Consider the following 14,440-nt stretch of genomic DNA (forward strand, 5'->3'; position numbering starts at 1 on the left):
AAAAAATTTAACATGAGTACTAACATTTCTGACATTACAGTCACAACCATCAATGGTGAGAATAAGCAACTGAGTGAGTACCAAGGTAAAGTACTCTTAATTGTGAATGTAGCATCCTACTGCGGATATACTTCTCAATATGAAGGACTAGAAAAGTTGAACCAAGAGTATAAAGACGCAGGATTAAAGATTCTCGGCTTTCCTTGTAATGATTTTGGCGCACAAGAACCAGGAAGCAACGAAGAAATAGTCCAATTCTGTACAAGTAAGTTTGGAGTCAGCTTTGAACTATTCGATAAAATTCAAACTAAAGGGCCACAAGAACACCCACTGTATGCGCGACTCACTAATGCAGTTGAACCAACAGGGCCTGTAGCTTGGAACTTTGAAAAATTCTTAGTCAATAAGCAAGGTGAAGTTGTAGGTCGTTTTAAGAGTAGCGTCAAGCCATATTCACCAGAATTAATTGCTACGATTGAAAGTGAATTAGCAAAATAAATGAAGGATGAAGGATGAAGGATGAAATTACCCTAACTATAAAATTATGGGTTATCTCATACTAATTTGAAAAATTCGTAGGGGCGGGGAAACCCCGCCCGGTGTTTCCCCATTTATGATGACAATCCATGACACTTTATTATTTTTCGTCAACTCCTTTGAGTAAATTCCAAATTAAACTTACCCCTTCTGCACCCCGCAGTATACCTCTGCCTTATTTTTAAACTAGCCATTCACGAGAAAATCTCTCTTAAGAGTCAACAGTCAACAGTCAACATTATATTTAACCTAGATATTTTTTGGATCTAAATACTCATGAACATTGCAATTATTGGTTGTGGTTATGTAGGTTGTGCAGTTGCTAAATATTGGCAACAGAAAACAAATTTTGTGGTGACTGCAACCACAACTACACCTGCACGTATCTCAATATTAGAAGCAGTAGCTCAAAAAGTTATCCTCACAAAGGGAAACGATCCAGAAGGGCTAAAGACAGTATTAGAAAATCAAGATGTAGTACTGTTAAGCGTCGCGGCAAAAAGTGGCGATTTTTATGAAGAAGCCTATTTGCAAACCGCTAAAACTTTAGCTTCTATCTTGCCAGAAATGCCTAACATTCGGCAATTGATATATACAGGAACTTATTCTGTATATGGTGATAGAAATGGTGCAGTTGTAGATGAAGAAACCTCAGTTACGCCTAACAATCCTAATAGTATAATACTGCGGCAAACTGAAGAATTATTACTATCAGCATCTAGTGAAAATCTCCGGGTTTGTGTTTTGCGCTTAGGTGGAATTTATGGCCCTGGTAGAGAACTAATCAACATATTTGGTCGCTTCGCTGGGACAACTCGTCCCGGTAATGGCGATGATATCACTAATTGGGTTCATCTTGATGATATTGTTGGTGCGATCGACTTTGCTCGCCAACATAATTGGCAAGGCATTTATAACGTCGTAGACGATGCACACCTAATTAGTCGGGAATTTTTTGATAATGTGCTAACGCCACACAATTTACCGCCAATTATTTGGGATGCTTCCCTCCAAAGTAAGCGCCCATATAATGCTTGGGTATCGAATCAAAAAATTAAAGATGCTGGATATCAATTGATACATCCACAAATGATTTTTTAGCAAATATTATAGTTGGCAAGTATGCAATAATTTAATCAGGTTCAATGGTGAGATATGACAGCATTTCCTACTCAGTTTTATACTTGGCAGAATTATCGCTGTGCTTACGAAATTCATCAACCTGATAATTCCAAAACAGAGGGTATTCCCATACTTCTAATTCATCCTGTTGGTGTGGGTTTATCGCGGCAATTTTGGCAGCGATTTTGCCGGGAATGGTATCAAGCTGGACATCAAAACCAAATTTATAACCCTGATTTATTGGGATGTGGTGAAAGTGATATGCCTCATGTAGCTTACACTCCTGATGATTGGGCACAACAGTTACAGTACTTTTTGCAAACAGTAGTGCAAAAACCTGTAATTATTTTAGTGCAAGGTGCTTTATTGTCGATTGCGATCAAATTAGTTCAAAAATCACCACAATTAATCCACTCTCTAATATTTGCTAGTCCTCCTGCTTGGGCTACTATCACCAAAAAATCACCAAAATGGCAGCAAAAAATCGCTTGGAATCTCTTTGATTCACCTTTGGGTAATGCATTTTATCGTTATGCACGCACCCCAAAATTTTTGCGCGATTTTTCAACTCGGCAACTTTTTGCCTCTGGTGATACTGTAGATGGAGAATGGTTGAATGCTTTACTAGCTGGTGCAGAAAATACCGCCAATCGCTATGCAGTATTTTCATTTTTATCGGGATTTTGGCGACAGGATTATAGTAGCGAAATCGCATCTATTCATAAACTTACCTTAGTTGTGGTTGGGGATACAGCATCAAGTATCAGTCGCGAAGGTAAAGCAGAAACCCCAGATGAACGGTTAGCAGACTACCTAGCCTGTTTACCTCAAGGGCAGGGAATTAAACTAACTGGGCGGAATGTTCTACCATATGAATCGACGACTGAATTTATAGCCGCGATCGCACCCTTTATTGATCAACCTGCTGTTGGCTACTCCTAGCTGGTAAAATTGTACACAGCTTGACAGTTATACTAGCCATCGCCTCATACTATCAATTGGTTAAATATCTCCGGAGGTATCATGCTGTCAAATCGCCGAGGACAACGAGTTCCCAATGTTACATTCCGTACTCGTCAAAACAATCAGTGGGTAGATGTCACCACCGACGATATATTTGCTGATAAAACAGTGGTTGTCTTCTCCTTACCAGGCGCTTTTACGCCTACTTGTTCATCCACCCACCTACCTGGTTATAACCAGTTAGCTAATGTGTTTAAAGAAAATGGCGTTGATGAAATCGTCTGTATTTCTGTCAATGATGCCTTTGTGATGAATGAATGGGCTAAAGACCAAGAAGCTAGTAACATCACTTTAATACCTGATGGTAACGGTGAATTTACTGAAGGCATGGGAATGCTGGTGGATAAATCAGACCTGGGCTTTGGTAAACGCTCATGGCGCTATTCTATGCTGGTAAAGAACGGTGTAATTGATAACATGTTCATTGAGCCAGAAGAGCCAGGAGATCCCTTTAAGGTATCCGATGCTGAGACAATGCTTAGGTATATCAATCCCCAAGCTGTCAAGCCTAAACTAGTGTCCTTATTTGCGAAAGTAGGTTGTCCTTACTGCGCCCGCGCTAAGGCTTTGCTCAAAGAACATGGTTTAGATTACGAAGAAATTGTCTTAGGTAAAGATGTAACTACTCATTCTTTGAAAGCGGTTACAGGTGCGACAACAGTCCCCCAAGTCTTTATCGATGGACAACTCATTGGCGGTTCTGAGGCCTTAGCAGCTCATTTTGGTGAAAAATAGATTGCAAAAAGCTTGAATAGTCAATAGTCAATGGTCAAAAATTGTTGACTGTTGACTGTTGACTGTTGACTGTTGTACGGGCGGGTTTAACCGACATATCTGTTTTCTGTGTAAAGATATCACTCAACCCGCCCCTACAGACTGTTGACAACCCTAACCCTGATTTATTGTGCTAGTTGCCGATAAAGTTATATGAATACACGCAAAGCACTTCTTTTAATTACTTTAGTTATGCCCGGTTTAGCAGTAGTAGGAGTATCGCTTTATTGGTTTATTTTAGATTATGACGCACTAGGAAAAGCTGAAGTTTATATAGAAAAGCTAGCAAAGGATGAAAAAGCTAGTAATAGACAATTAGATTATGCCTATCATCGCACTTTAGCGCATCGTATTAATGTATTTGCTGATGGAACTTGGGGATTAATTGGCGCAGTAATTACAGGACTCGGTATACATGGGTTAGCAACTATTCAAGAGCAATATCAAAGTAAAGATAAATTAAAATAATTTGTAATTCGTAATTCGTAATTCGTAATTATTCCATGACATTAACTTGCTCCCATACTGTGTGTGGGAGCGTATATCTAGGAGGCTCCGCCTGATTTTACGATCTCGTGAGGCGAAACCTACCACAATTTTTTTACCAATCTGAGACTGGTAAATAACGAATGCAAATGACGAATGACAAATGACAAATTAGGAATTACGAATCCAATGTGCCAAATCAGCCAAAGAGCGATCGCGGTATTTTCCATAGCGCTCTTGTTTATTCTTGATTTTCACGCCTAATTCGGGAAAAATCCCAAAGTTGGGCGGCATTGGTTGGAAGTGTTTCGGTGACGCAGAACTGATAAACTCAAATAATGCCCCCATCATAGTTGTGGGTGGTAGAGTTAAAGTTTCTTTTCCTAAAGCTATTCGTGCAGCATTAATTCCCGCCAAGCAGCCACCCGCAGCTGCTGCTGTGTAGCCTTCAGTACCAATCAATTGTCCAGCTGCTAATAAATTAGGACGTTGTTTAAATTGCAGAGTTGGATGCATTAATTGGGGTGCATTAATAAAAGTATTGCGGTGCATTACTCCCAACCGGACAAATTCGGCATTTTCCAAACCGGGAATTAAGCGGAAGACTCGCTTTTGTTCACCCCAACGCAAATTAGTTTGAAATCCTACCATATTCCACAGTTGACCGGCTTTGTCTTCTTGACGCAATTGCACCACCGCATAAGGACGTTCCCCGGTGCGACTATCAGACAACCCAACTGGCTTTAAGGGGCCATAGCGCATCGTGTCTTCACCGCGCAGTGATTGTTCTTCAATCGGGAGACAAGCTTCAAAGAATTTCGCTGTTTCCCGTTCAAAATCCTTTAATTCTGTTTGTTCAGCCTTCCTGAGTTCTTCCCAAAAGTGCAGGTATTGCTCCTTATTCATGGGACAATTGAGATAAGCCGCTTCGCCTTTGTCATAGCGAGAAGCCATAAAGGCAATATCCCGGTTAATCGATTCTCCCACAACAATCGGGCTAGCTGCATCAAAAAAGCTCAGGTATTCCATCCCCGTTAAGCGGCGGATATCTTCTGCTAAATCAGGACTTGTTAAGGGTCCAGTGGCTAAAACCACTATACCTTCGGGGATGGCTGGAACTTCACCGCGACGGAATTCAACTAACGGATGACTGGATAAAGTTTCGGTTAACTCTTGACTAAATTGTCCCCTATCTACAGCTAAAGCACCACCAGCAGGAACAGCGTGTTCATCGGCTTTGGTAATGACAATGGAATTGAGTTGACGTAACTCTTCGTGTAATAATCCAGTAGCGCGATCGCTCGCCATTGCACCAAAGGAATTACTACATACTAATTCTGCCAGATGTTCTGTATGATGGGCAGGGCTAAAGCGTTTTGGACGCATTTCATGCAAAATCACTGGTATTCCCGCTTGGGCTATTTGCCATGCTGCTTCTGTCCCAGCTAGTCCACCTCCAATCACTTGTATCGGTTGTTGAGTCATAGTTACAATGTCAATTCCTAATTAATCAAATCCGCTTTGCTGGGATTATTTATATATAGTAATGATAAATGATTGTTATGAGAGACGAGGAAAACATGAGTTTTAGGCTTGATTAAGCAAAGTCATCACCATATATAGCAACAAAGCTTGAAAGATTGTGAATCCTTGCATAAATGCGAGATGATTTTATAAATTTTCCTTTGCGTCTTTGCGCCTACCCTTCGGGAACGACTTCGTCGAAGGCGTGAGACTCTTATTCATTATTCACGCCTATGTATTATTATGAATAACACTGCTGCAATTTTCTATAAAAAGGATGGTTACGATACCTCTGGAACAAGACTCCTCGGTCGTCAAGCTGCGGGTGAAGGTTTCCTCAAGGCTTTAGTACAACATGGAAAAGCCGATTCGCTGTATTGTTATACCTCTAGCCAAGGAGAATTCGCGGAATTTTGCGATCGCATTAAACCTTGGATGACACGCTCTCGTCAAGTTACCTGGTTACCCAGCAACAATCATCAAATACTTACACAAGCCGGGACAATCTATCACCCAGATCCCATCTTATCTCAACTTGCTTGGGCGCGAAGATTTGATAATCAACGGGGATATAGTATCTGCGGTGTCACCCATACGATTGCAAGTATGGGGGTTATGGATGGTATTGGTGATGCACTCATCGCCCCGGTTCAGCCTTGGGATGCTATCATCTGTACATCTGTGGCTGTGAAGAATGCTGTTGACCGTCTTCTCAATACTTGGGCTGAATATTTAGCGCAACGCACAGGTGGTAAACCGCAGATTAATGTCCAACTGCCAATTATTCCTTTGGGTGTTGATTGCGATACATTTAATCACGGTGATAATACTCAGAATCTACGCAGCAGCCTGCGTCAAGCCCTGGGTATTCCCCAAAATGAGATTGTGGTGTTGTTTGTCGGGAGATTGTGCTTTTACGCTAAAGCCCATCCTGTCCCGATGTATTTGGCTTTAGAAAAAGCAGCCCAAGCAACCAAAACCAAAATTCATTTTGTCCTGGCTGGCTGGTTTGAAGATGAAAAAGAGAAAGTTAGTTTTATCCAAAGTTCGCAAACTTTCTGTCCCTCAGTTAATTGTATTTTTGTTGATGGACGCAAACCAGAAATTCGTGCCGGAATTTGGTCTGCGGCTGATATATTTATATCTTTAGTAGATAATATTCAAGAAACATTTGGGCTAACACCAATTGAAGCGATGGCGGCTGGTTTACCTGTAATTGTCTCCGATTGGGATGGTTATCAAGAGTCTGTACGCCATGAAATCGATGGTTTGAGAATTCCCACATTCATGCCACAACCAGGGTTAGGATTAGATTTAGCTGCTGGGTATCACAACAATAGTTTAAATTACAGCAGCTACATTGCCCATTCATCAATGGTAGTTGCAGTTGATATAGATGCAGCAGCCAACGCACTCATAAAATTAATTACTCAGCCGGAACTAAGAAAGCGTTTGGGCGAAAATGGCAGACAACGGGCTAGAGAAACTTATGATTGGTCAGTTGTCATCGCCGCTTATGAAAATTTATGGCAAGAATTAGCCGAAATTCGCGCTACTGCACCAATGTCTGTACCCTTACAACCAGGTAGCCCACCAGTCCCTTTATGTGACGATCCTTTTAGGGTTTTTGCCCATTACACAAGTAACACGCCCAGCCAGGATTTAGTATTAGGACTGGGTGCGATGAGTACACCAGAAAATTTACAACAAATTCGGCAAAATTGGATCACTAACTTTGGTGCAGAGAAAAGAAACGCAAATTTAACTATAGATGCAATATTAACTGCGATCGCCCAAAACGGCCCAGTTTCAATTGACACAATTCTCAATTCTCATCGAGATGTTTCTCCCGCCCAATTACTGCGTACCCTGCTGTATCTTGTAAAGTTTGATGTTCTGCGCATCAATTCGTAATATTGGGCGCGGAAACCGCGCCCCTACAATGATGGTAAAATTCTGTACCGAATCCAATACTTCTCGGTTAAGGGGAAAAGGGGAAGGGGAAAGGGGAAAGAAAAAACCTTTAACCTTTACCCTTTAACCTTTTTCCCAAACCCAATTCCGAGTTAAAAATGCTTAACCGAGCAGTATTGGTACCGAATCTCTCTTCCCTAAACCCTAACCCCTCAACTTGGATCTAGGCATTTTGGCGATCGCACAATACAATGAACAATCATTTGGTCTGGTGCAATGTGGATAAAGCTTAGGCGGCTGCTTTGGCAATGGCGCAGCTTATGGATAATCACCCCTAGTGTGGCTGGATTGATTATCTTACTACGCTTTTCTGGTTTACTTCAGTTTTTAGAATGGGCGGCGTTTGATCAATATATGCGTTTACGCCCCCAAGAAGCACCGGAAGATAGGATTGCAATTGTTGGTATTAATGAAGACGATTTACATGAACTGATTGGACAGGACTACATCCCAGATAAGTTTTTAGCTCAGTTACTGTTAAAATTACAAGCCAGAAAGCCTAGAGCCATTGGTCTGGATATTTATCGTGATTTACCTGTAGAACCAGGACATACAGACTTAGTCAAAGTTTATCAAAATAGTGCCAATCTAATTGGGATTCAGCAAATAACTGGCGCAGGTATTCCTCCTACCCCTATACTCAAAGCTAAGGGACAAGTAGGAGCTAATGGTCTAGTTCTTGACCCAGATGCTAAAGTCAGGCGAGGATTTTTATCAATTCGCGATCGCCAAGGTAAACAAATGTGGAGTTTTGGGATGCTTCTGGCTTTCCGTTATTTACAGCCAGAAGGAATCAACCCTCCCGAAATTAACGCGCCAACATACCGTATAGGAAAAACCACATTCCCGGCTTTTACGGGAAATGATGGTGGTTATGTGCGGGCTAATGATAGCAAATACCAAATTTTATTAAACTACCGGGGGCCGCAAAAGTACTTTCACTCAGTTTCTATGAAAGATGTTTTGCAAGACAGATTACCAGCCGATTGGGGACGCGATCGCATTATCTTAGTTGGTAACGTCGGCGAAATTTTTGAAGATTTCGTCTTTTCTCCTTTCAATAGCGGTTTTCCTCTAGGTATCGAACGCACACCCAGAGTCGAAATCCATGCAAATCAAATTAGCCAAATTCTCAGCAGTGTACTCGATCGCCGTCCCTTAATTAAAACTTGGTCAGATCCATTAGAATATTTGTGGATTTTGTTATGGTCAGGAGTCGGTGCTAACCTGATTTGGCAATTACGATATACCGACGGAATGAGCAAAGTTTCATTTCGTCAAATCATAGCACCCGTTCTGGCAGCGATCGCTTTAACAGGTATGACTTTTATGGCTTTTTTAGGTGGCTGGTGGATACCAGTTGTCCCGCCATTATTAGCTTTAGGGGGAAGTGCGATCGCGATCACAGCTTACCTCGCCCGCAGTGCTGGCGCAATTCGTAAAACCTTTGGGCGTTATGTAACTGATGAAATCGTTGCTAATTTATTAGAACAGCCGGATGGGTTGAAACTGGGAGGTGAACGCCGGACAATTACAATTCTTACTTCAGACCTCCGGGGATTTACTGCCATATCTGAGCGCTTACCCGCCGAAGAAGTCATAAAAATTATCAATCTCTACCTGGGATACATGGCTGATGCGATCGCCCAATACCAAGGAACCATCGATGAATTCATGGGGGATGGTATCTTAGTCTTGTTTGGCGCTCCCACCAGTAGAGAAGATGATGCCATAAGAGCGATCGCTTGTGCGATCGCCATGCAATTAGCGATGGAACCTGTGAATCAAGTTATGCAACAACTAGGATTACCTCATCTTGAAATGGGAATTGGGATTAACACGGGTGAAGTTGTCGTCGGGAACATTGGCTCAGAAAAACGCAGTAAATATGGCATAGTTGGCGACCAAGTTAACCTGACTTACCGCATTGAATCTTATAGTATTGGTGGGCAAATTTTGATTTCTGAATCAACTTTAAAACAGGTAGAATCATTAGTCAGAATCGATGGGCAAAAAGCAGTCCAACCCAAAGGTGTGCAACAGCCCATCAATATTTATGAAATTGGTGGTATTGGCGGAAAATACAATCTTTATTTGACTAAAGAAGCAGAAGTATATTTTACATTATCTGAAACTTTGCCCTTGCAATATACAGTGTTAGATGGCAAACATATTGATAGTAATATGCGTAAAGGCAGGTTAATTAAACTTTCCGCTAAAGGAGGAGAAATTTACCTTGAGCAAGATGAAAATACTGGAGTTTTAGCACCCTTCACTAATCTCAAACTTAACTTACTCATGCCTAATAGTGAAGTATTCAGCGCCGATATCTATGCCAAAATTTTAGAACAAACCACAGCGAATAGTTTTTACATTCACTTTACAAATCAACCGCCAGATGTTGAGAAACAATTGCAGAGAATTTACACAACCCAATCAAAACCAATCTAGATATAGCAGTTCTAAATCATTTGTGAAATTTACCAACTCTCAATTATTTCTCTTACCCTTGGCGTACTTAGCGTACTTGGTGAAGCAGTCCGATCTTGGGGGTTTCCCCCATGAGGAACTGCTGTTAGCGCAGCGTTAGCGACGTTCGCGTTAGCGTCTCCCCTTGGGAGAAGGAGCGTCACCCGGAGGGCGGTTCGTCAAAAAATATTTTCACAACTCAGATAAGATTGCTATAAATAACTCTTATTTAATTAGAGCAAAAAACGAAGTACATTTGTAAATCTTTCTTTCCTGTTCCCTTTAATTTGCGATCAAGAACAAGTCTACCTACATGCAGATTTACGCATCAAGATTCTCTAGGAAAATTGGGAGTCTAGTGTACTATTAACGCTGCCAATCATATATTAATCGTCCATGACGATCGCGCACAAGTTCCCATTGTCCATGACGATATGGTTGTCCGCGATAACGTACAGAGCGATAGCGTCCTCTATAATAATGTTTTCGAGTCCCCGGACGTTGATAATATTGTCTAGTCCGATGCGGTCTATGATAACGTCGTCGAGTTGGTCGGTGAGCTAACAGCAGCTCTTCACCTTGCTCTACAACTAATGTTGTCTGTGCGTCAATACTCTGTTCATTAAGCACATGATTGGGAGTAGTATCCTTAGCTTCGGCTAACACAGGTGGATACACGAAAGCTAACAGCAGGAACACTATTGAGGATAGCTTTTGGAAATGGTTCACGTTTTTGCTTTTCCTAAACCATTGGTAGTAATTTTATTTAATACTTAAGTTGAGCAACTATATAGTTCAGAATTTACCAACTTGAATAACGCAAAAGTAATGAAAGTAACTAAATTTGAAAACCAATGGTAAATCTAGAAACAGAAAGACTGCTATTGCGAATGTTCCATGAACAAGATTTTGAAGACTACTTTGCGATATTTAGCGATCGCGAAGTAGTCCGTTATCTTGGTGATGGTGAACCCTTGTCACGCTTTACAGCTTGGCGCAGCATGGCAGCTATGGTGGGACACTGGCAACTGCGAGGCTATGGAATGTGGGCGGTTGAAGAACGTAACAGCGGGGTTTTGCTTGGTCGAATTGGTTTTTGGAAACCTGAAGGCTGGCCTGGATTTGAAATTGGCTGGGCACTAAAACCTGCTTATTGGGGACGAGGTTACGCCACTGAAGGGGCAAAAGCAGCACTTAATTATGGTTTTAGCAGCCTAGATATAGATCATGTCATCAGCCTCATTTATCCTGAGAACATCAGATCGATCCAAGTAGCTCAACGCTTGGGAGAAAAGCTGGAAGACAAAACTAGACTTTTTGATAGAGACGTTTTAATTTATGGTATCACCCGTGAACAGTGGAGTCTTACCTAAGGGAACTCCAGAAAATAAATTATTCCGCTTTCAGTCGTTAACTGTTGACTGTTGACTGTTGACTGTTGACAATAGCAATGGAATATTTTTTTACGAGTAAATCCCTAAGAGATTTCTATGTGTTAAAAAGATATAGTCAGTCTAAAAGATTACTGTACCGAACAAATTATGAGAGCTTTGCTGACGTACTTTTAAGTTATTCTTCTTCGGTCAGATCAGTCTTGAGATTGCTAGGGTATGTTGAACAAGGAAGAAAATAACATGAGAGTAACAGAGTCTAGCTACGTTTTTGCTAATTCCCAACATCTCAGAGAGCTTGAAAGACTTCAAAAAATTGAAGAAGTATTTGATCCAGCAAGCCGCAGACGAATTTTGGCAACAGGCCTGACAGCAGGTTGGCGATGTCTGGAAGTAGGCGCGGGAGCTGGCTCAATCATGCGATGGATAGCAGACATAGTTGGCGAAAACGGCAGTGTTGTTGCTGTAGATATAAATACTGAGTTTTTAACAGATCTACAGCCATCTAATGTTGAAGTAATAAAAGAAGATATTCGGTATTTGCAGCTTGAGAAGCATTCTTTTGACTTAATTCATGCACGTTTTGTTTTGATCCACATCTCCGACTTTCGAGTTGCTTTATCCCAAATGTTGAGCCTGCTAAAACCAGGCGGATGGATTGTGCTGGAGGAACCTGATTTTTCAGCAGCCAGAGCAATTGTGGGAAATCCAGAAGCACTCAAATCCGTGCATCGAGTTAATCAAGCTATCGTGCAAATGTTTGCAAATAAAGGACTTGATTATGCTCTGGGTGTGAAGTTACCTGCCATCTGCCAAAGATTAAAATTACAAAATTTATCTGTAGAACACGATACACCATTATCTAATGGTGGCTTTGGTATGGCAACAGTGATGAAAATGTCCGCCATACAATTGGCAGAAAAATACATTGCAACTGGTCAAGCAACTGATGATGACATTGAGCAGTATTGTCAGTTTGCCGACGATCCCACTACTTGGGCTATCTATCATGGAACAGTGGGAGTTGTTGCTGCTAGTTAGGTAGTTGTCATTTGTCATTTGTCATTTGTCATTTGTCATTTGTCATTTGTCAACAGTCAACAGTCAACCGTCAGTTGTCTCCCTAGCCCCTAGCCCCTCTTTCTCAACTACAGCGGTTGTTTTGGTAAGCTGACTGTAACTTTAGTTCCTTGCCCGATTTGACTAGACAAAGAAATATTGCCTTTGTGTAATTCTACACAAGATTTAGCGATCGCTAGTCCTAGTCCTGTCCCAGGAATTGTATCTACGTTGCTTCCCCGACTAAAGGCTTGAAATAACTTTTCTTGATCTGTCATCGGTATGCCAATACCTTCATCTTTAATGTAAAATATCACTTCTGATTCTTTCCCAATTAAGTAAAATTCTACACTGCCTCCCTGTGGTGAATACTTAATAGCATTGGAGATTAGATTCACAAATATTTGTTGCAAAAGACCGCGATCGCCCCAGAAGTTTTGGTAGTTTCCACTACTATTAAAAATTAATTCATGGCGATCGCTCACTGTTTCTCTCTCCTGTTCAATCAGGTCATGAAAAAATTGCAGCAGATCGAGTGGGATGGGTTTAAACTTGGTTTTGTCGAGTTCAAGTCGATTAACCATCAGCATGTTATCCACAAGTTTGGACATCGACCGGGCTTTTTGCTCAATAATTCCCAAAAACCTCTGTTGTTTAAACTCATCGAATTGCTGACCATGTTTGAGCAAAGTTGATGCCGCCGCCAAGATGGAAGTCAATGGTGTACGATACTCGTGGGAAACTGTGGCGACGATTTGAGATTTAAATGCATTGAGTTGTTTTGCTTTGACAAGCGCCGCTTGTGTTTGGGCTAGTAATTCAGCTTGTTGAATGGCGATCGCTAGTTGCACCGATAATTCATTGAGTATTTCTACTTCATCAGCTTGCCATTTTCGCTGTTGCGTACTATGGTGCGCAATCAACAGTCCCCAAAGCTGATCTTCTTGGTTACCATTGTTACTCAAATTAATGGGAACAACTAAATTGTCTTTGGTTTTAAATTGTTCTAATAAATCGAGGTAATTACTCAAGCCCGTTTCGTAGACTTGAGGAATGGCTAATTTACATCCCCAATGATGGTTTTCACCCCTAACCTCATGGCAAAGATTTTCGATATGATGGCATGATGACACCGTTTCCCATGATTCCATCGAGGAAGCCACCGTTTTACCGCCATTATCCGGGGAAAATTGATACACCAACACGCGATCGCATTTGAGAAGTTGCTGTACCTCTACTACCGCTGTATTTAAAATTTCCTCTAAATCCAAAGACTGGCGAATTCGTAATGCCGTCGTTGCAATTAAACGCTGTCGTTCTCGATTTTTGTATAGTTGGGCTTGCAAGTGCGATTGTTTGATAGCATTGCGGACAGCTAGTTGCAGTACATCTGGTTTCAGATATTGCTTGACTAAATAATCTTGCGCACCCCGTTTCATTGCTTGTACGGCGACTTCTTCATCACCCCGCCCTGTCAGCATAATCACTGTAATTGGTGAATCAAATATCTCTTGCTTTAGCTGGTCAAACAGTTCTAACCCACTCATATCAGGTAGGCAAAAATCCAGCAAAATGACATCACAATGAATTTTTTGGCACAAAGCTAGTCCGGATTCTGCACAGTCTGCCTCCAAAATTTGATAGGAATAGTAGGGATCTTGCAAAAGATATCGACGATAAATTTTTCGATCCGCTGCACAATCATCAATGATCAGTAGCGTCCATGTGTCCACCATAAAATTATGAGGATCAGAGGAATAAGAGAGATTTTTTAATCTCGGTTGCTATTGCATAATTCTAAAAATAATCTAAAATAAATATAAATAAAATCTAAAATTATTTGAGAAAACTTAAAGCAAACGACTACACAAACCGAAAAAGTCAGGTAAGTATGAAGTCGTGAGCTAGGGATGATAGGGAATCGAAAAAATTGACACAAATAGGGGGAAACAGCGTGACGCGGAGAACCAAGAGATCCAGAAGACACAGAGATATGGACTTACTGAGAACTTCTATCGAGTCTGAATATCAAACCCCAGCACAAGCAGACGACTACAGTCTGCTGCTGTACCGCGCGCCGC

Annotated in this window: 12 protein-coding genes; 9 read left to right on the forward strand and 3 right to left on the reverse strand. The window is 41.3% G+C overall.

What is annotated here, in order from left to right; translation table 11 throughout:
• Positions 1 to 12 precede the first annotated feature (12 nt).
• The 5 genes from AACU32_RS23525 to AACU32_RS23545 all read left to right on the forward strand — a co-directional run bounded on the left by AACU32_RS23525 (position 13) and on the right by AACU32_RS23545 (position 3,924).
• Positions 13 to 498: a glutathione peroxidase gene (locus tag AACU32_RS23525; protein ID WP_096603645.1), complete on the forward strand. Its 486-nt coding sequence runs from the start codon at positions 13 to 15 to the stop codon at positions 496 to 498.
• Positions 499 to 813: 315 nt separating this feature from the next.
• Positions 814 to 1,638 carry an SDR family oxidoreductase gene (locus tag AACU32_RS23530; RefSeq protein WP_096603646.1) on the forward strand — a complete coding sequence of 275 codons (825 nt, stop codon included), beginning with the start codon at positions 814 to 816 and terminating at the stop codon, positions 1,636 to 1,638.
• 54 nt (positions 1,639 to 1,692) lie between these two features.
• The gene (locus AACU32_RS23535) at positions 1,693 to 2,601 is read left to right on the forward strand and encodes an alpha/beta fold hydrolase (protein WP_096603647.1); all 909 of its coding nucleotides are present in this window, start codon (positions 1,693 to 1,695) and stop codon (positions 2,599 to 2,601) included.
• Between the two features lie 81 nt (positions 2,602 to 2,682).
• Complete coding sequence (locus AACU32_RS23540) at positions 2,683 to 3,417, forward strand: glutathione peroxidase (protein ID WP_096603648.1); 735 nt, start codon at positions 2,683 to 2,685, stop codon at positions 3,415 to 3,417.
• 192 nt (positions 3,418 to 3,609) lie between these two features.
• A complete protein-coding gene (locus AACU32_RS23545) occupies positions 3,610 to 3,924 on the forward strand; it encodes a hypothetical protein (protein WP_096603649.1) in 315 nt (104 codons plus the stop codon).
• Between the two features lie 189 nt (positions 3,925 to 4,113).
• Here AACU32_RS23545 and trmFO read toward each other — a convergent pair whose 3' ends face one another.
• Positions 4,114 to 5,427 carry an FADH(2)-oxidizing methylenetetrahydrofolate--tRNA-(uracil(54)-C(5))-methyltransferase TrmFO gene (gene trmFO, locus AACU32_RS23550; protein WP_096603650.1) on the reverse strand — a complete coding sequence of 438 codons (1,314 nt, stop codon included), beginning with the start codon at positions 5,425 to 5,427 and terminating at the stop codon, positions 4,114 to 4,116.
• Positions 5,428 to 5,709: 282 nt separating this feature from the next.
• Between trmFO and AACU32_RS23555 the strand changes: the two genes are divergently transcribed.
• Together AACU32_RS23555 and AACU32_RS23560 are read left to right on the forward strand one after the other, a co-directional pair.
• Complete coding sequence (locus AACU32_RS23555) at positions 5,710 to 7,380, forward strand: glycosyltransferase family 4 protein (protein WP_096603651.1); 1,671 nt, start codon at positions 5,710 to 5,712, stop codon at positions 7,378 to 7,380.
• A 276-nt stretch (positions 7,381 to 7,656) separates the two neighbouring features.
• Positions 7,657 to 9,891, forward strand: a complete 2,235-nt coding sequence (locus tag AACU32_RS23560; protein WP_096603652.1) for a CHASE2 domain-containing protein — start codon at positions 7,657 to 7,659, stop codon at positions 9,889 to 9,891.
• 384 nt (positions 9,892 to 10,275) lie between these two features.
• Here the strand turns inward: AACU32_RS23560 and AACU32_RS23565 are convergent, their stop codons facing one another.
• Positions 10,276 to 10,638 carry a hypothetical protein gene (locus tag AACU32_RS23565; protein WP_339378206.1) on the reverse strand — a complete coding sequence of 121 codons (363 nt, stop codon included), beginning with the start codon at positions 10,636 to 10,638 and terminating at the stop codon, positions 10,276 to 10,278.
• Between the two features lie 125 nt (positions 10,639 to 10,763).
• Between AACU32_RS23565 and AACU32_RS23570 the strand changes: the two genes are divergently transcribed.
• Together AACU32_RS23570 and AACU32_RS23575 are read left to right on the forward strand one after the other, a co-directional pair.
• Positions 10,764 to 11,282, forward strand: coding sequence for a GNAT family N-acetyltransferase (locus AACU32_RS23570; protein WP_096603654.1), 519 nt, complete (start codon positions 10,764 to 10,766; stop codon positions 11,280 to 11,282).
• 261 nt (positions 11,283 to 11,543) lie between these two features.
• The gene (locus tag AACU32_RS23575; RefSeq protein WP_096608142.1) at positions 11,544 to 12,341 is read left to right on the forward strand and encodes a class I SAM-dependent methyltransferase; all 798 of its coding nucleotides are present in this window, start codon (positions 11,544 to 11,546) and stop codon (positions 12,339 to 12,341) included.
• 107 nt (positions 12,342 to 12,448) lie between these two features.
• On the opposite strand, the gene AACU32_RS23580 is transcribed toward AACU32_RS23575, so the two are convergent.
• Entirely contained in the window at positions 12,449 to 14,095 is a 1,647-nt protein-coding gene (locus AACU32_RS23580; RefSeq protein WP_096603655.1) for a hybrid sensor histidine kinase/response regulator, read from the reverse strand.
• Positions 14,096 to 14,440: the final 345 nt, after the last annotated feature.

Source organism: Calothrix sp. NIES-2100, assembly GCF_963875285.1.
Lineage (GTDB): Bacteria > Cyanobacteriota > Cyanobacteriia > Cyanobacteriales > Nostocaceae > Aulosira.